An 18598-nucleotide genomic window follows, 5' to 3' on the forward strand; every position below is an offset into this window, starting at 1 on the left:
AACTTATTTTGTTGTTATTATTATAAAGCTCATTGGTGTTAAGAAGGCTTAACCTCAGAGCTATCCTCTAAAGAGGCACTTAATGTAATTGCCTTGTTTGGCACTATGGTTGAAATGGCATGCTTATACACCATCTGGCTTACCTGATTTTTAAGAAGCACTACAAACTGATCAAATGATTCGATCTGTCCCTGCAGCTTGATGCCATTGACAAGATATATTGACACCATGACATGCTCCTTGCGCAGAGCATTTAAAAAAGGATCCTGTAAAGATTGAACCTTGGCCATAAAAACTACCGTAAATATATAATCAATATGAACTAATTAAAGTTCTTTATAATAATAAAATTTTATCAAACTTCTGTTATGACACATATACACTCTGCTGTATGTCTGTACCTTTTCTCAGCAGATAGATACACTCAAGAACATCTCTTTGATAAGCAAATAAATATATTAGACTTTTGGTCTAAATACAAGTGGCATAAACTTAATGTTTATATTTTCCTATACAGAGTGAAGTATTTTCGTGATGTTATGCATAACTATGCACAAGGCATATAGTCACAAATGTTGCATATACAGACACATTTTCTATAATTATTATATGAAAAAAAACATAAATCTTAAACCTATATAACACTAAAGTTGTTTAAAAATTATCTATAGATAACAAAAGCATAGACATATTTACAATTGTTTTAACATAAGTTTATACGCTTACAATTGTTGAGCATCATAGATCTGTAAAGCATTTACAATTGTGCACAAATGGTAAGATTAAAGCGCCATAGTCAAGCACTTTAAGAGGGTGCGTATCTACTATTAGTTGCCATGCAGTTTAGCCTCAAGGGCCTTTTGCACAATTGACAGATTATCTTTACATCCAATTATGAGTTTATGTCTGTCATAGCTTAAAGATCCGTTGAGCCAGGTCATCTGATGCTTGGCAAGATGTGCAGTGGCCACCACAGCCTTTTCAATCATGGTGGTGTAATCGTACTGCCCGTCTAAATATTCAAGAACCTGTCTGTAGCCTACAGAGCGCATAGATGGCAGATCGCTGTGCAGATCGCCCCTGCTCTTGAGCGCTCTTACCTCATCGACAAAGCCCTGCTCAAGCATGGCCATAAAGCGTGTGCGTATCATTGCTCTTAGCTCAGTTCTGTCGTTATTCTGTGGCAAAAGTGCAAATTCAAGGCGCTCAAATGGGCATTTATCCACCTTCTGTGTATAAAAAGAGGATATAGCTCTGCCTGTCATATAATATACCTCAAGAGCCCGCGACAGACGCTGTTTATCATTGCAGCTTAGCTTCTCATAACTTACCTTATCTATATCCTTTAGCATCTGATGTATATAAGGCCAGCCTTTTTCCTGTGCCAGGTTAGAAACTCTTTTGCGTACGGCCTCATCAGTTGCAGGCAGTGGCGATAAACCATCCACCAGGGCTTTATAATAAAGCATGGTGCCACCGCAGATAACAGGGATGCGTCCCCTGCTTTGAATCTGCTCTACAAGATTTATACAGTCCTCTCTGAAACTTGCAGCACTGTAGCTCTCTTTTGGATCACATATATCAATAAGATGATGTGGACAGATGGCAAGCTCTTCTTTGCTTGGCTTGGCTGTACCAATATCCATGCCTCTGTAGATTAAAGCACTGTCAAGACTTATTATCTCAATATCAAAAATTCTGGCCAGTGACAGTGACAGAGCACTTTTTCCAGATGCAGTAGGTCCTAAGATAACAAGGGCAAAGCTCATTTAGCTATCCTTTGAGTTTAAAAGTTCAAGTGCCAAAGTGGCAATATCCACCTCTTTAACACTACCAGGATTCAATAGTTTAAAAAAGTCGGCAAAAGAGCATTTTTGCAGTATATCAAGCAGCTGATTTTCATTAAATGTCATATTGTCTGTGCACTCAAACATCTTTTTGGCAAGTGCATAGGGGCACTCAGAGTTTTGCAGATTGCTCTGATAATCACTAAATAGCTGCAAGATTGTAAGCATGGAGCTGTTAAGAGGCATTTCTTTTAAAGCTTTAGGCACGGCCTTTATTACAACACTCATGGTTTTAAAGGCAATCTCAAAGCCAAGGCGCTCAAAATTAAAATTCATGAGCTTTAATTTCTTTAAAAGATCCCTATCCACTCTAAACTCAAAAGGCATGGTCAGAGCATGTCTGTCTATATTGTTTATCCTGAATAAAAGTGTGTATTCATACGCTCTGTATGAGAGTATGAAATCTTTTATTTTAATAAGATAGTATGCGCTGTCATAGCGGACAAAAAAGACCTGTGATAATACTGTGCCATAGTAAAAAAGACCTTTGATGCCACTTATGTTTAAACTCTGTACCTGTATTGGAGCAAGATCTATAAAGTCTTTGTGCTGTGTCTGCTGCATCTGCCTTTCATAGGCTGAGGCAAATTCAACAGTTTTACCGCAGCTTACCTGACGCGAGGCATGCATGGCATTAGAGGCAGCACTTAACTTTGTGCCATTTGAATTGGAGCTAAAAGATCTATCATTATCCCTGCCTGCAGCGCCTGAGAGACTGTCTGTAGTGACAGCTGTACTCTCATCTGCCTTTTGTACAAAATCATTTAAATTAAAGACTTTGGTGCTGTCACTTGCAGCTACTATATTGTTGGAGTTTAAAAAGGACAGATCATCCCTGCCAATGACATGGCTATCAGGAGTCTCTGCTTTATCACTTGCAGATACTAAGACATTATCTGCTGATGGCACAAATGGATCAGAGCTGGGATGTACATGATTGTTATCATCTGCACTTTGTGTATCTGACAGACAGTCACTGCCCTCAAAGATATCACTCTGATGCTGTCTTGAACTTAAATTCTCATACTCAAGCAAAGTTGCAGCCAGGGTTTCAAGCAAGGTATCATGCACCAGTCTCTGCTCATGAAATCTAACCTCATCCTTGCGTGGATGTACATTGACATCAACATCCTTAGGATCACATCTTAAATATAAAACCACACGGCACGGACAGCTTCTGCCATATACAGTAATATAGGCCTGCCTTATGGCATGCATTAAAACCCTGTCTGCTATAACACGTGAGTTTAAAAAGATATAGATTAAATCACTAGCGCAGTCTGCCTCACTCTCAGGTGGCGGCAGAATAAAACCCTCAACACTCAAAGCCTGAGTATTACAGGCACTGTAAAGACTCTGCGTAAATTCAGAGCCAATAAGCGAGGCAATTCTATTGGCAAGATTCTCTTTTGTACTTTTTTCAACCTCTTTGACAAAGAGCATACGCTTTTCATCATTTATAAATTCAAACTGTATAGAGGGATTGGCAAGAGCTGTCTTTACAAAAACATCGCGTATGTGAAAGGATTCTGTTTTATCCGATTTTAAAAAGCGTCTTCTTGCAGGAGTGTTGAAAAAAAGCTCACACACCTCAACACTTGTGCCTACAGGATGAGCAGCTGGATAGATGGTATTATCCTTTTCAAGTCCCTGGGCATAGATGGCATGAGCCGTTTCACTGTCTTTGGTTCTTGAGGTCAGACACAGCTTTGAAACTGAGCTTATGGAAGCTAAGGCCTCGCCTCTGAAACCTAGGGTGTTGATACAGGCCAAATCCTCTGTTGTAGCTATTTTAGAGGTAGCATGAGCCTCAAGAGCAAGCTCCAGCTCATTCTCGTCAATACCGCAGCCATTGTCTGTAACCAGGATAAGACTTTTGCCTGCATTTTCAACTTTTAAAACAATGCGGCTTGCTTTTGAATCTATGGCATTTTCCAAAAGCTCCTTGACTACAGAGGCTGGTCTTTCTACAACCTCGCCTGCTGCTATCTGATTTAAAAGCTTTACAGACAGTTTTTTTATAGCCATGTATCTTATCTTGGTATTACAAGTTTCTGTCCTACAAATACAGTATCATTCTTAAGCTTGTTGGCATTTTTAAGTGCAGATACTGATACATTGTACTTTCTTGCAATTTTTGCAAGATACTCGCCTTTGCCTACAACATGCACACTGTGTTTGACTGTAGAACCTGCGCGCATCGCACTTTCCTGACGAGACTTGAACATCTGTGCAGGATATTTTTCATAATAGGTCTTGATGCCCATATAAATGGCATAGGCTAGCTGCTTTTGATAATTTGGCTGATTAAGCTTAATCTCCTCGTATGGATTTGATAAAAATCCTGTTTCTATAAGCAGTGACGGAATGTCAGGAGATTTGAGCACAGCAAGTGATGCAGGAATCGGTTTTTTATTGTGCAGATGGGTAAATTTACCAAGTCTTGCCAAAATCTCGGCACCTAATGAATAACCTTCAGATCTGGCATTATCTGATGTCATATCAAGAATTGTAGCTGCAAGATATGGATTCTGTGCTGACTGTGAAATAACAGTACCGGCACCACCTAAAAGCTGACTCTGCTTTTTCTTTTCCTTTAAAATCTTGCCGTTTTCTCTTTGAGCTCTGTTATTTGATAAAACCCAGACTGAAGCACCGCGGGCCTTGGAGCCTGAGGCTACAGAGTCTGCATGAATGGAAATAAGAATATGAGCCTTATGGGCACGGGCAATTTCAGAACGTTTATTCAGATCAACAAAGACATCGCGGTTACGAATAAGCTTGGCTCTGAACATTTTATTGGAGTTGATATACCTTGCAAGCTCTGTAGCCACAGCCAGGGTTACATTCTTCTCACGCACACCACGACGGCCTATAGCACCAGGATCCTTACCGCCATGACCTGCGTCAACTGCAATAATGAAAGGGTCAGGATTGGCCATAATAGGAGCAGGAGGTGGTGGGGCCTGTGTATCTAAAACCTCCTCTTCAAGCTGTGATGGCCTTTGCTGTGCACTCTGCTGCTGTTTCTTTCTTATGGCAAGAAGCTTTTCCTCATAAGCCTTGACCTGAGCTGGTGTCATGGTTCTGATACCGTCACTGCCCACCCTTGATAAGGAGTTTAACAGCTCCTTTTCAGCCAGATCTGCATCTTGCACAGTAATAACATTGACAGGAGGTTTGCCAACGCCGCTGCCCTGACCCTGCATAGCCTGAGCCTGCTGTGGCTTTAGTACAGTAAGCTTGTCTTTGTCATCCTTTTTGACGTAATTTGAAGATGAATGTGGAAAATCTATAACCAGACGGTGATTGCCACCTTTGTCATCTAACATAAAGACATTAGGGCTGCCTGAGCCTTTGAGAGAGAAAAGATAGCGCACATCCTGCTTATCAAGCTTTTTGGCTATGTGCACCACAGCACTTTTACTGTCAATTGCCACCTTGTAAGGTGCTGTTTTAAAATTACTTACATTATTTACTCTTAGGATAAAACTGCTGCCATCATTGCTTAAACTTGTAGAATAGCGGGCCTTAAAATCAAGATCCAGAACCACTCTGGTTTTATCATTGTTTGCATAGGCTCTGATTGACTTGATGCTGTCAGCCCCAGCCTGCCACGATACGGACATAAGTCCTATACAAAAAAATAAATATATAAATAATCTTTTCACTTTCAATCTTTTCTATAAGACGCAGCTTAAAAGCAAAAACTGCCATGCAAGGGGTCTTAACGTACAGCTAAAACACCTATAATCTGTTTAAAACCATAAATTTATTCTAATTATATATAATTATTAATGTTTAATAAATTCACTATTTAATTTGCAGGCAATCTCTATAAGATCGGCATTGTCAGACTCAAATACAGCCACTCTGCCCTCATCCTTATAGCTAAGATCAACTATAAGATCGGCCTTTTGCAACACTCCCTGTGCTTTATCCGGCCATTCTACAAGACACACGCCTGTCTTTTCAAAATAGTCTCTGATACCTATATACTCAAGCTCCTCAGGATCTGCAAGACGGTAGAGATCAAAGTGATATACACTAAAAAAAGGCAAATCGTAACTTTCAACCAATGTATATGTAGGAGATTTGACTATACCTCTATAGCCTAGAGACTGTATAAAAGCCCTTGAAAAGGTTGTCTTGCCAGCCCCCAGATCGCCATTTAAATAAATACACAGAGCCTTGCTATTCTTTAAAATATAGTCTTTAAGACTGCCGGCACAAAGAGCACCTAAAGTCTGTGTATCTGCATCATCTTTTAAAAAAATCTCTGTGCCCTTAAAAGCCATTTACAAGTCTCCTGATATATAAAGCCAGATCTCCTGCCTTGGTGCCTATAACCCCATTGTCACTGCCACACATCAACCCTGCTCTGCCATGCACGCAGCATCCTACAACAGCTGCTGTATTTAATGATGCACCCTGAGCTAAAAGCGAGGCAATAAGACCTGTAAGCAGATCACCCATACCACCTGAGGCCATAGCCGGCGATCCTTCATTAATCAATGTCAAATGCACGCCATCACAGACAATGGTACCAGCTCCCTTTAAAAGCACCACACCGCCATATTTTTGCCATAATCTGTAGCAGGCATCAAAACGATCATCATGTATCTTCTCAACTGTTGTATTTAAAAGTCTTGCGGCCTCACCTGGATGTGGGGTTAAGATCTTTTTTTGCAGAAAATTAAAGTTTTTAGTTGCTGCCATTAAATTTAAGGCATCGGCATCATACACAACACACTTATCAAATTTAGTTACCATATCAAAAAGATAGGTAGCCCTTTCATTTTGTGTAAGACCTGGACCTATTGCCACAACATCAGCCCAGGACAGTGCCTTGCCAAGCTCACTTGCATTGTCAAAATCAACAGTCATAAGCTCAGGGGCGTAGGCATTTATGGCACTGAAATTTCTTGCATCTGTGGCAATCTTTATAAGGCCGCCGCCACCGCGTAAAGCACCTATACCACAAAGCATAGAAGCGCCACCCATACCAAAGGCTCCGGCAATAATTAAAATCTTGCCACAATCGCCTTTGTTGGCACTTTTTAAGCGTAAAGGCAGATCTTCAATGATATTTTCATAATAACGGTTTAAACAAGGCAGATATGGTCCCCCCTCATCTGCACTTAATTTTTTATAATATGGAAGGGTGTCAAAGGATAATGACTCATAGCTGACCTCTCCTGTGTAATCGACAGCATCAGCTGTAAAAAGACCTGTCTTTAAGGCCAGCATACATAAAGTATAGTCAGCAATAACACAGTCAGAGCTTACAACACCAGTATCGGCATTAAGACCTGATGGCACATCAATTGAAATTTTGATGGCATTTAATTTATTTATAAATTCAATAAATCTGTCATACGGAGCCCTTATATCGCTTTTAAGACCAGTGCCTAAAAGAGCATCCACCACGATATCGGCATTGGCAGACTCTGATGGCAGTGATGTATAGACCCTACCCCCTGCGGCAAGATATCTTTTATACGCAGTTTCAGCCTCTGAGTTTGCTCTTGCAGGAGACGTTGCAAATAAAGATACATCAATACCCCGCTCTAAAAGCAGTCTGGCCGCTATGTAGCCATCTCCGCCATTATTGCCAGATCCAGCAAAGATAAAGACAGTTTTAACATCAGGCGTTATCTCAAGAATCTTTCTGAACACAGCCTCACCAGCTCTTTCCATTAACATAAAGGAACTGCCACCGTGAGACTTGGCGTAATCGTGCTCCATGCTGTAGACTTCAGCTGAATTGAAAATTAAATGAGGCAGGTTTTTTTGCATAATATTGACCTAATTTAGATAAATGTCCTCTAAGTATAAAGCATTAAAGGACAATAGAAAAACGCTGACATAAGCAATGAGAAAAATATTGATAGTACTAAAACCTTTTTTCAATTAAAACTCAAAGCATCAGATCACGTTTTATATCTTTTCTTTCTGTCTATATAGGGCAGATCCTTTATAATTTTTAACAAATTTCATTCTTTTTTAAGGATTTTACATATGCAGTTATTAGGTGTTGATATAGGCGGCAGTGGCATCAAGGGTGCCATTGTAGACACACAGACAGGTGAGCTTGTAACAGAGAGACTTAGAATTAAGACCCCAAGTCCGGCAACACCTGAGGCAGTAGCCCAGACTTTAAAGGAACTTTATACTCAGATTAACTATCAGGGACCTGTAGCCTGTGGCTTTCCTGCCCGCGTTATGAAAGGTGTGGTTCAGACTGCAGCCAACATTGATAAATCATGGATCAACACTGAAGTTGAAAAACTGTTTTCTGAAACTTTAGGTCAGCAGGTTTTTGTAGCCAATGATGCCGATGTTGCAGGCTTTGCTGAAATGGCAATAGGCGCAGGACGTGACTATCAAAAAGGACAGGTCATCTTTTTAACTATAGGCACAGGTATAGGCTCTGCTATTTTCCTTGATGGTGCCTTATATCCAAACAGTGAGCTTGGACATGTTATCTTCAAAGGCGACAGCGCCGAGAGATACTGCTCAGACTCTGCACGTGAAAAAAACGATCTTAAATGGAGTGAATGGGGCAAACGCTTTAATGAATATCTGTGCCATATAGATTTTCTTTTAAAGCCTGATCTGTTTATTCTTGGTGGCGGTGCCTCCAAAAAGTTTGAAAAGTACAAGGATGCATTAACTGTTGATACCAAGGTAATACCGGCTCAGACCTTAAACTTTGCAGGTATCATTGGTGCTGCCATGTATGGCGAGTCCTGTCTTAAACAGCTTGAATTTAAATAATATATTTTAAATACAAATAATTAAAGTCTAAAACAGTGCCGCAGTTTAAATTCAGCACTGTTTTTATTTTAAATACACTCAAGTGCCTCAAGCTTTACTGTCATCTTTTCAGTATTGTTATATCTGTCAACACCTAATGAGAATACTGCCTTGATCCTGCAGCCAGGTGACAGACTTTTTTCCTCTTCAGATGCTCTAAAGCGAATGGCATTGATGTGCAAGGTATTATCATCTGTGCGCAGTCTAAAGCGTATATGACGCCCTGCCATTAATTTCATATCCTCAATGATAAACTCACCATCAAAGTTTGGCTCGGCAAAGCCACTGCCCCATGGGCCGTAATCCTCAAGCAGATGAGCAAAGTTTAAATTAAAGTAGTTATTTGGCAGTGGTCCGTCACTTAAGACCTCATACTCACTTGGACTGTCTAAAAGTGAATTGGCAGCAACTTCAAAGGCATCAATAAAGGTATTTAAATCATCCTTTAAAATAGTGGCACCTGCGGCCATGGCATGTCCGCCATAACGCAAAAGTAGTCCTGGCTGTCTTTTATCTATCTCCTGCATTATGCTTGCAAGAGGGAAATTGGCAACAGATCTACCTGATCCTGTAATCTCATCGCCTTTGCCAGCAAAGACAAAACATGGTCTTTTATATTTGTCCTTAAGGCGTGAGGCTAAAAGACCTGATATACCTGTAAGCCAGTTTTCCTGAAATACTACAATTGATGATTTGTGCTCCTGCAGACAGGCTTTATCTATTGCCTCCTGTAAAAACACTCTTTCATAGTCACTGCGGCGTTTATTGCAAAAATCAAGACGCATGGCAAGCTCTAAAGCCTCATCCATATCCTGCGATAAAAGACACAGAATTGATGGATTGTCATCAAGCACAATACGTCCTGCAGCATTAAGACGCGGACATAAATCAAAGGATATGTTATAGGAGCTTATCTGCGCTGTATTGATTCTTGCAACCTCGGAGAGGGCCTTGACGCCTGTCTGACATGAGCCTCGTGCAATACGGTTTAGGCCAGCCTTCACCAGTCTTCTGTTGTTTGGATCAAGGCTTACCACATCACCTATGGTGCCAATGGCCACAAGATCAAGATAACTGCCAAGTATAGGAGCCTCCTTATTGTCAAAGGCACCGCTCTGTACAAGTTTGGCTCTCAGGGCAATCAGAAGATAAAATAAAACGCCGGCGCCGCAGAGATTTTTTGAGGGAAAGGCGCAGTCTGGACGCTTGGGATTGACCACAGCATAGGCCTTTGGCATCTGCTCACCTACCTCATGATGATCGGTGATAATTACATCTATGCCTATATCTGCTGCAAACTCAACAGCCTCAAAACAGGAGATGCCATTGTCAACAGTTACAATAAGAGTGGTACCAAGAGCCTTGGCTTTGCGTACAGAATCAAGTGACATGCCATAGCCTGTGTCATAGCGTGAGGGCACCATATAATCTACATGTTTGGCACCAAGGGCGCGGCTTACAAGCACACCAAGTGCTGTACCTGTAATACCGTCTACATCATAATCACCCATGATCATGATTTTTTCATCATTTAACACGGCTTGTGCAAAGCGATCGGCTGCCTTGTCAATATCTGCCAGGGTACCATAATGCAAAAGAAGCTTGGGGCTGTCATCAAGATCCTGTGGATCACTAAAACCGCGGCTTGCTAGTATCTGACGAAGTATAGGGTCTGCTATAGTATCTTCAAGTGCGCTGTCATCTACGTGCGTACGTCTTACAATCTTCACTCTCACTTACTCCTGTAACTTGTGAGCTCATGATATAACAAAAAAAATTGCTGTGAAAATCTTTTAAAGCCTTATGAAAAAAAACATTAAAAAGGCTGTTTTAAAAAGCTTTTGGCCTCTATAGATGCACAGGCCTTTGTCTGATAGAATAAGTGCAAAAATCTAAGCTTTATTGGGGGTTTTAAAGTTGCGCCGTCTGCAGAATCACAGTTATCAACAAAGAAGTCTGCTTATCTTTCTGCCGCTGGTGCTTTTAATCATTGCCTCATGGACCCTCTCAGCACGAATAAGTCCTTCAGTGCCTGAGGAGCTAAGAGTCTATGCCCTGCTCATCTGCCGCACCTTTGCTCTGTCTTTGTGTGCCATTACCATAGCCATGATTGTGCCTGTGCACAACAGAGCACTGCAGCTTATTATCACGGCTTTAAGCTATGTAATGCTGACAGTGATGCTGGCTAAAATCGATCCTGTAAATATCATATCGCCTGTACTTTGTGTACTGTGCTCTACAGCATCGACCCTGGCGCTGCTGCCGCGTTCGCGCCACAGCCGTTTCATCCCAAGAAATATAAAGCGCACCATCTTTGAAATTGCCCTGGCTTTGTGTCTGCCTTTTATCTCCATGTTTTTTGCCTTTGGTCTTTTAAGTCAGATAGGAGCCTTTGTTGAGTTTACCTTTTCACAGTCCATTGGCAAATCTTTATACTCAAGTATTTATGCGCCAATTTATCTTGTGCTGCAGACCTTTGGTTTTCAGTACACCATAGCAGATATAGCAAGCAGCAACTATCACAGCTCCATCATTGATGCCTTCACCAATGCCGTGGTTTTAACCACCATGCTCTCACTGCCTTCAATAATTATTGCCAAATCATTTTTTACAGAAAAAACCACACGTTTGTTTTTAACCTTTTTAGCCTGCACCTGTGTTTTAGGTGGATCCATTGGCTCTGTGGTCTCACTTATCCTGCTGTTAGTGCTGGTGCTCTGGCCTGGTACCTATTTTGTGCTCTTAAGCTCCTCTGTGGTTTTATTTTATATATCCTATTATCTTGGCTGTGATGCCATTATTCAGTCTGTGGCTCTGTACAATCCTGATCTTAATCTTGGATCTTTGGACTTTGTCTTCAGTCAAGATCTTAGAGTTTTAAATGCGCTATCCATAATTATTCCTATTTTTGCTCTGACCATAGGCATCTTTTTAAAGCGTGACAAGGAATTTAAAAGAAGGCAGCTTGAGGGCAATACCATTGCAGGTTACAAGATAACACCAAACAGCCCTATTGATCTGCAGATTGTATGTATTCTGCGCTCTGTAGGTGGCATATCCAATATAAGTCATATAGAGAATCAGGGTTCGCTTTTATATATCTATGTAAAATCAACAAAGCTGGTGCAAAGTGCCAATCTGCATCTTTTGAGCTCCAAGAAAATCATTTTTGACAGACACAGGCAGTTTTACAGCATAGATCTTTCCATACGCTGTAAGACCATTGAGATGAAATTAAAGCAGCTGTGCTCTGATGTGGTTTCATCTTCAAGCTTCAATCTTTTAACCAACAGCGTCACTATGACACGAGGACATGAACTTTAAAATGAGTGAATACAGACAGATAAAACTTATAGTCAAATCAGAGCTTGCCGACACCATATCAGATCTTCTAGAGCAGCTTGGATCACTTGCTGTAACCTATGAAGATGCCAAGGATGATCCTATTTTAGAGCCGCTGCCAGGACAGTTTCGTTTATGGCCCAATACAGCAATAACAGGTCTTTTTGCCTCTGATGCCCCAGTTGAGGCTCACATTGACATACTAAAAGCCATCTTAGGTGACAATATTCCTGTTATGGAAGTTGAGCTTGAGGACAGAGACTGGGTTAGAGCCTGGATGGATTCATTTGTACCTATGCGCTTTGGCTCACGCCTTTGGATCTGTCCTACCAATGCCAGAGTAGATGAAAAAGATGCCATTGTAGTAAGTTTAGACCCTGGTCTTGCCTTTGGTACCGGCACTCACCCTACCACAGCTTTATGTCTTGAGTATCTTGACAGTCAGGATCTAAACGATAAAAGTGTTATAGATTTTGGCTGCGGCTCTGGCATTTTAGCCATTGCCGCTCTAAAGCTTGGAGCAAAGGCAGCCACAGGTCTTGATATTGATGAGCAGGCTATCATTGCCAGCAGCTCCAATGCTGCTTTAAATAACGTACAGGACAGACTGACGCTGATTAATACCAATGAGCCATATACCATGGACAAAGCCCCTTATCTTGTGGCCAATATACTCTCAGGTCCTTTATGTGAGCTTGAGGAAATTATTGCAGCTCATGTAAAGCCGCAGGGGCATCTTGCTCTGTCAGGTCTTTTATCAGAGCAGGTGGATGAGGTGCTATCTGTCTATGAAAGGGATTTTGACAATCTTAAGGTGAAACATAAAGATGGATGGGCTTTAATCTCAGGCACTAAAAAGTAAGGTGAGAAAAAACTTTTATTCTAGCGCAGTTTAATAAGAAAAACTCTTATTATTTTCACAAAAATCAAATATTTAAAAATTAGTGTCACTTTGTGCCACTACAGGCTATAGCTGCCGTAAATTTTGCGTATAATGTTTTGACACAAAAGCAAAAATAAGCGGAGACATTATGGCAGCTGTATTAAGACCAAGAGAAAGAAATGCAATCATACAGTCATTAAAAGCTGGCGTTACCCCGCGCATTGGTCTTGAGCATATTCAGGTTGGCCGCGTCAACGAGGTTAAAACTCTTATTGCCGATTTAGAGCGTATTGAGGCCGGAGGCAGTGCCTTTAGAGTTATTATCGGTGACTTTGGTGCCGGCAAATCCTTCTTTTTACAACTTATACGCTATATAGCTCTTGAAAAGGGTATGGTCGTGGTCAATGCCGATCTGTCCCCTGATCGTCGTTTATACTCAAGCTCAGGACAGGCCCGCTCACTGTATCAGGAGCTTACACGCAATATTGCCACCAGAACCTTTTTAGACGGCAATGCTATGGGTGCCATAGTTGAAAAATTCATAACCATGAAAAAACAGGTGGCCGATGACAAGGGCACAAGCGTGGCCGATGAAATTAAAAAGAGCTTAAATTCAATCTCCGATCTTGTCGGTGGTTATGATTTTGCCTCGGTTATTGCGCAGTATTATGAAGCTTATGAAAACGGCAATGATTTTAAAAAAGAATGTGTCATACGTTATCTGCGTGGTGAGTATACCTCAAAGGCCGATGCCAAAAAGGATCTTGATGTCAGAACCATTGTAGATGATGCCTCTGTCTATGACAGATTGAAACTTTTAGCCAAATTTGTACAGGAGGCCGGTTTTAAAGGTCTTTTAGTCAATCTTGATGAAATGGTCAATCTGTATAAGATACCAAATTCAAAATCACGCAATGCCAATTACGAGCAGATTTTAAGAATATTGAATGACTCTCTGCAGGGCAGCTGTGAGGGTATAGGCTTTTTACTTGGCGGTACACCTGAGTTTTTAATTGATCAGCGCCGCGGTCTGTACAGCTATGAGGCTCTGCGCTCTCGTCTTAGTGAAAACACCTTTGCGCAGGTGGCCAATGTTGTAGATTACAACAATATAGTTTTAACGCTGCAGAATTTAACTCCTGAGGAGCTTTATGTTCTTTTGGGCAATATAAGACATGTCTATGCCAATGGCAAAGAGGAGAACTATCTGCTGCCTGATGAGGCTTTAAGTGCCTTTTTAAAACACTGCAATGACAATATAGGCGAGGCTTATTTCAGAACCCCGCGCAATACCATCAAGGCCTTTGTCGATCTGCTCTCTGTAATTGAGCAAAACCGCGATCTCAAATGGCAGTCACTTATTGGATCAATTGGAATTCAGAGCGAGGAGGGGGCTGCAGTTCATAGCGTCAGTGAAGCTGATACTGATGACGATGAGCTTACTGCCTTTAAACTTTAATGACTACAAACAGCTATGATCTGCTCCATCAGGGTTTAAAACGCTTTATTTATAAAAAGGGCTGGGGCTCACTGCGCGACATTCAGCTCAAAGCCATAAAACCAATTCTTGCAAAAAAATCTGATGTTATCATAGCTGCATCAACAGCCTCAGGTAAGACCGAGGCTGCCTTTTTACCCTCAATTACTGCTATAACACAGAGCAAAAAAGCCGGTGTTAAAATTCTGTGTATCTCCCCGCTTAAAGCTTTAATCAATGATCAGGCTCAACGTATATCAGAGATGGCCTCATACGTTGATCTAAAGGCAATACCCTGGCATGGTGATGTGGGAGCACACAAGCGCAAGGCTGTAACTGATGAGAATAATGCAGATATTTTAATTATTACACCAGAATCGCTAGAATCGCTTCTTATCAATAAAAGAAACAAGGTGCCTGAGATTTTCGGGGCTCTTGAGTATATTATCATTGATGAATTTCATGCCTTTATCGATACGCCGCGAGGTGAGCAGCTAGCAAGTTTAATGCACAGAGTAGAAACTATATGTAATCGTATTATCTGTCGTATAGCCATATCTGCAACCTTTGCCTCCACTGCTCAGGCCTCAGCCTTTTTGCGCCCCAACAATCATACGGGTATGGATGTGGTCTTTATTGAAAAGGATAAGGAAAAAAGCGACAACCTTTTAATACAGATACGCGGTTATCAGTCTTTATACAGTAAGGATAAAATAGATGATGAGGGCCGTGTTAAAGGCTATGATTTAATTGCAGCTGACATATTCAGACTGCTGCGTGGCAGCTCCAATCTAGTCTTCTGCAACACCAAGGCTGTAACCGAGACTATTGCCAATGAGCTTGATGCCATTTCACAAAGAGCGCATGTGCCGCTTGAGTTCTATCCGCATCATGGCTCTTTATCCTCAGATTTAAGAGAGAGCATAGAGCACAGACTTAAAAACTCACGTCTGCCGACAACTGCCATCTGTACAGCCACACTAGAGCTTGGTATTGATATAGCAGATGTAAGCTCCATAGGACAGATAGATGCACCGCCATCTCCTGCCTCGCTGCGACAGAGACTAGGAAGATCAGGCAGGCGCGATGGCAATGCCGTACTGCGTATCTTTGCCCTAGAGCGGGTAAATCCTCAGGTGCCGCAGATGCTGTTGCACTTAAATGAAAACACAGTATTGTGTGCTGCCACCATAGCTATGATTTTAAAGCGTCATTATGACAGCTCCTTAATGCCCAATCTGTCACTCTCAACTCTTATACAGCAGATACTCTCGGAAATTGCCTCTGGCAATGGTATAAAAGCTACAGCCATTTATAAGCTCTTATGTCAGACAGGACCATTTGAGAGTATAGATAAGACAACCTTTGCACAGGTCTTAAGATCGCTTGGCAGCTGTGATTTAATTGAGCAGATGCCAGATGGATCGCTTATCTTAGGTTTAGAAGGTGAGAGGGTTTGCACTGATTTTAGCTTTTATTCAGCCTTTAACTCAGAGCGTGAGTTTAGAATTGAGCATGAGGGCAAAACCATAGGTACTATACCTAATATAAGCTATCTTAGTGTAGGTGAGAGCTTTTTATTTGCAGGCAAGGCCTGGGAGGTTATCTTTTATAATGAAGAGACTCTGACACTTGGTGTCAAGCCTTATCCATTCAGAGCCGAGCCTTTAAACTTCAACGGCAATTTAAACTCACTTGATAAGTCTATACGGCAGCAGATGTATAAGATCTATACAAGCGGCGAGTATCCTGCCTGCCTTAATAAGAAGGCTAAAGAGAATATAGAGCAGGGTCTTGCTCTGTTTAAGGAACTTGAACTTGATACAAGACATATTATTGAGTCTGTAGGTGGTATTGCCCTTTTTCCATGGGAGAGTGACAAGACCTTAAATACCATTGCCCTTATTCTGCGCTCACGCAGTATCAGAGCCACACGCGTAAACTCCCATCTTGAGCTTATACAGTGCTCTTTAGACAATTTAAAGGCAGCTGTGGCCAATATTCTAAGTACTGAGCCTGATCCTATAGCTCTGAGCTCACATGTGGTCAATCTTGATATAAATAAATTTGATAAATATCTAAGTAATGATCTTAAGCGTATATCCTATGCCAGATCGCATCTTGATATTAAAAGTGCCATTAAGTTTTTTGAGCTTATAGCCAAAGAGATGTAAAGAGTGTTGGTGGCAGATGAAAAATCTGTCCTGTCATAGCATAGGGTTTTGTAGAGTGCCCATAGCAAAAAAGCCACCTCAGATGAGATGGCTTCTTTTAAAAAGGTGAGCCTGGCGATGACCTACTCTCGCACAATCGTACGTTGCACTACCATCGGCGTAACTGCATTTCACTTCTGTGTTCGGAAAGGTAACAGGTGGTTCTACAGCACTATGGTCGCCAGACAAATTCTGTAAAAAACTTATAACAAACTGATTTTTAACTCTTGAGTATTAAGAGGTCTTTAAATGTCCATGCCCTCCGGGGTTGTATGGCCAAGCCTCACGGTTAATTAGTACTGGCAAGCTTCACACATCACTGCGCTTCCACATCCAGCCTATCAACGTCGTAGTCTGCAACGAACCTTTAGGAGCTTAATGCTCAGGGATGACTCATCTTGGGGCCTGCTTCCCGCTTAGATGCTTTCAGCGGTTATCAGTTCCGCGCTTGGCTGCCGGGCCGTGCCATTGGCATGACAACCCGTAAACCAGAGGCGCGTTCACTCCGGTCCTCTCGTACTAGGAGCAATCCCCCTCAATCATCCAACGCCCGCGGTAGATAGGGACCAAACTGTCTCACGACGTTTTGAACCCAGCTCGCGTACCACTTTAAATGGCGAACAGCCATACCCTTGGGACCAACTTCAGCCCCAGGATGTGATGAGCCGACATCGAGGTGCCAAACACCGCCGTCGATATGAACTCTTGGGCGGTATCAGCCTGTTATCCCCAGAGTACCTTTTATCCGTTGAGCGATGGCCCGTCCATGTGGAACCACCGGATCACTATGACCTGCTTTCGCACCTGCTCGAGATGTGCCTCTCGCAGTCAAGCCAGCTTATGCCATTGCACTGACCTCACGATGTCCGACCGTGATCAGCTGACCTTCGTGCTCCTCCGTTACCCTTTGGGAGGAGACCGCCCCAGTCAAACTGCCTACCAGACACTGTCCTCGTATGTGTTGTACTTAGTTAGAACCTCAAACATGTCAGGGCGGTATTTCAAGGTTGACTCCATAAAAGCTGGCGCTTCTACTTCAATGTCTCCCGCCTATCCTGCACAAACAGGTTCAAGGTTCAGTGTCAAGCTGCAGTAAAGGTTCACGGGGTCTTTCCGTCTAGCCGCGGGTACACTGCATCTTCACAGCGATTTCGGTTTCACTGGGTCCCGGGTGGAGACAGCGTGGCCATGGTTACACCATTCGTGCAGGTCGGAACTTGCCCGACAAGGAATTTCGCTACCTTAGGACCGTTATAGTTACGGCCGCCGTTTACCGGGGCTTCACTCAAGGGCTTCAACTTGCGTCTGACCCCATCATTTAACCTTCCGGCACCGGGCAGGTGTCACACCCTATACTTCCCCTTTCAGGTTCGCAGAGTGCTGTGTTTTTGTTAAACAGTCCCAGCCACCATTTATCTGCGGCTGTGTGCAGCTTCATCTGTGCAGATTGCACCGCTCACAGCGTACCTTCTCCCGAAGTTACGGTACATTTTTGCCTAGTTCCTTCACCCGGGTTCTCCCAAGCGCCTTGGTATCCTCTACCCGACCACCTGTGTCGGTTTGGGGTACGGCCACATATAACCTGAAGCTTAGAGGCTTTTCCTGGAAGCCTGGTATCAGTTGCTTCATATCCGTAGATACTTCGTCTCAGCTCTCAGTTTTTCACACATGTCTTTTAACCCATATGCTCCCTACAGCCTTTCACAGAAACTACCGTTCTTCTGCCAACCTAACCTTCTCCGTCACCCCATCGCAGCTATATGCGGTACAGGAATATTAACCTGTTTCCCTTCGACTACGCTTCTCAGCCTCGCCTTAGGCACCGACTCACCCTGCCCCGATTAACGTTGGACAGGAACCCTTGGTCTTCCGGCGAACGGGTTTTTCACCCGTTTTATCGTTACTTGCGTCAGCATTCGCACTTCTGTTACCTCCAACTCGCCTCTCGACTCATCTTCGTCAGTTTACAGAACGCTCCCCTACCACTTGCAGTATTCTGCAAATCCGCAGCTTCGGT

Annotated in this window: 12 protein-coding genes and 2 rRNA genes (1 of these 14 cut by a window edge); 5 read left to right on the top strand and 9 right to left on the bottom strand. The window is 42.4% G+C overall.

Features of this window, described 5'->3' with window-relative positions; translation table 11 throughout:
* Positions 1 to 38: 38 nt before the first annotated feature.
* The 6 genes from hfq to DRZ93_RS06250 all read right to left on the bottom strand — a co-directional run bounded on the left by hfq (position 39) and on the right by DRZ93_RS06250 (position 7646).
* Positions 39 to 290 (bottom strand): RNA chaperone Hfq, encoded by a 252-nt coding sequence (gene hfq / locus DRZ93_RS06225; protein WP_113743100.1) that lies wholly within the window; start codon positions 288 to 290, stop codon positions 39 to 41.
* Positions 291 to 827: 537 nt separating this feature from the next.
* The gene (gene miaA / locus DRZ93_RS06230) at positions 828 to 1769 is read right to left on the bottom strand and encodes a tRNA (adenosine(37)-N6)-dimethylallyltransferase MiaA (RefSeq protein ID WP_113746133.1); all 942 of its coding nucleotides are present in this window, start codon (positions 1767 to 1769) and stop codon (positions 828 to 830) included.
* Positions 1770 to 3875, bottom strand: coding sequence for a DNA mismatch repair endonuclease MutL (gene mutL, locus DRZ93_RS06235; RefSeq protein ID WP_113746134.1), 2106 nt, complete (start codon positions 3873 to 3875; stop codon positions 1770 to 1772). It lies immediately after the preceding gene.
* Between the two features lie 5 nt (positions 3876 to 3880).
* Positions 3881 to 5476 carry an N-acetylmuramoyl-L-alanine amidase gene (locus tag DRZ93_RS06240; protein ID WP_113746135.1) on the bottom strand — a complete coding sequence of 532 codons (1596 nt, stop codon included), beginning with the start codon at positions 5474 to 5476 and terminating at the stop codon, positions 3881 to 3883.
* Positions 5477 to 5641: 165 nt separating this feature from the next.
* On the bottom strand, positions 5642 to 6145 hold the full coding sequence (tsaE, locus tag DRZ93_RS06245; RefSeq protein ID WP_113743104.1) for a tRNA (adenosine(37)-N6)-threonylcarbamoyltransferase complex ATPase subunit type 1 TsaE: 504 nt from the start codon (positions 6143 to 6145) through the stop codon (positions 5642 to 5644).
* Positions 6135 to 7646 carry an NAD(P)H-hydrate dehydratase gene (locus tag DRZ93_RS06250; protein ID WP_113746136.1) on the bottom strand — a complete coding sequence of 504 codons (1512 nt, stop codon included), beginning with the start codon at positions 7644 to 7646 and terminating at the stop codon, positions 6135 to 6137. Before DRZ93_RS06250 ends, tsaE begins: the two co-directional genes overlap by 11 nt.
* Before the next feature lie 222 nt (positions 7647 to 7868).
* On the opposite strand from DRZ93_RS06250, the gene ppgK reads away from it, so the two are divergent.
* A complete protein-coding gene (ppgK, locus tag DRZ93_RS06255; protein WP_113746137.1) occupies positions 7869 to 8627 on the top strand; it encodes a polyphosphate--glucose phosphotransferase in 759 nt (252 codons plus the stop codon).
* A gap of 68 nt (positions 8628 to 8695) precedes the next feature.
* Here the strand turns inward: ppgK and recJ are convergent, their stop codons facing one another.
* Positions 8696 to 10396, bottom strand: coding sequence for a single-stranded-DNA-specific exonuclease RecJ (gene recJ, locus DRZ93_RS06260; RefSeq protein ID WP_172458093.1), 1701 nt, complete (start codon positions 10394 to 10396; stop codon positions 8696 to 8698).
* Positions 10397 to 10583: 187 nt separating this feature from the next.
* Between recJ and DRZ93_RS06265 the strand changes: the two genes are divergently transcribed.
* From DRZ93_RS06265 to DRZ93_RS06280, 4 genes are all read left to right on the top strand, one after another.
* Positions 10584 to 11990: a hypothetical protein gene (locus DRZ93_RS06265; RefSeq protein ID WP_113743113.1), complete on the top strand. Its 1407-nt coding sequence runs from the start codon at positions 10584 to 10586 to the stop codon at positions 11988 to 11990.
* 1 nt (position 11991) lies between these two features.
* A complete protein-coding gene (gene prmA, locus DRZ93_RS06270; RefSeq protein ID WP_113746199.1) occupies positions 11992 to 12870 on the top strand; it encodes a 50S ribosomal protein L11 methyltransferase in 879 nt (292 codons plus the stop codon).
* 169 nt (positions 12871 to 13039) lie between these two features.
* On the top strand, positions 13040 to 14350 hold the full coding sequence (locus DRZ93_RS06275; RefSeq protein ID WP_113743114.1) for an ATP-binding protein: 1311 nt from the start codon (positions 13040 to 13042) through the stop codon (positions 14348 to 14350).
* Positions 14350 to 16542 carry a DEAD/DEAH box helicase gene (locus DRZ93_RS06280; protein ID WP_113746139.1) on the top strand — a complete coding sequence of 731 codons (2193 nt, stop codon included), beginning with the start codon at positions 14350 to 14352 and terminating at the stop codon, positions 16540 to 16542. The genes DRZ93_RS06275 and DRZ93_RS06280 overlap by 1 nt, the downstream gene beginning before the upstream one ends.
* A gap of 109 nt (positions 16543 to 16651) precedes the next feature.
* Here DRZ93_RS06280 and rrf read toward each other — a convergent pair.
* Positions 16652 to 16767 (bottom strand): 5S ribosomal RNA (rrf, locus tag DRZ93_RS06285).
* An 86-nt stretch (positions 16768 to 16853) separates the two neighbouring features.
* Positions 16854 to 18598 (bottom strand): 23S ribosomal RNA (locus DRZ93_RS06290) (it continues 1136 nt past the right edge of the window).

Source organism: Anaerobiospirillum thomasii (assembly GCF_900445255.1).
In the GTDB taxonomy this organism is placed as follows: domain Bacteria; phylum Pseudomonadota; class Gammaproteobacteria; order Enterobacterales; family Succinivibrionaceae; genus Anaerobiospirillum_A; species Anaerobiospirillum_A thomasii.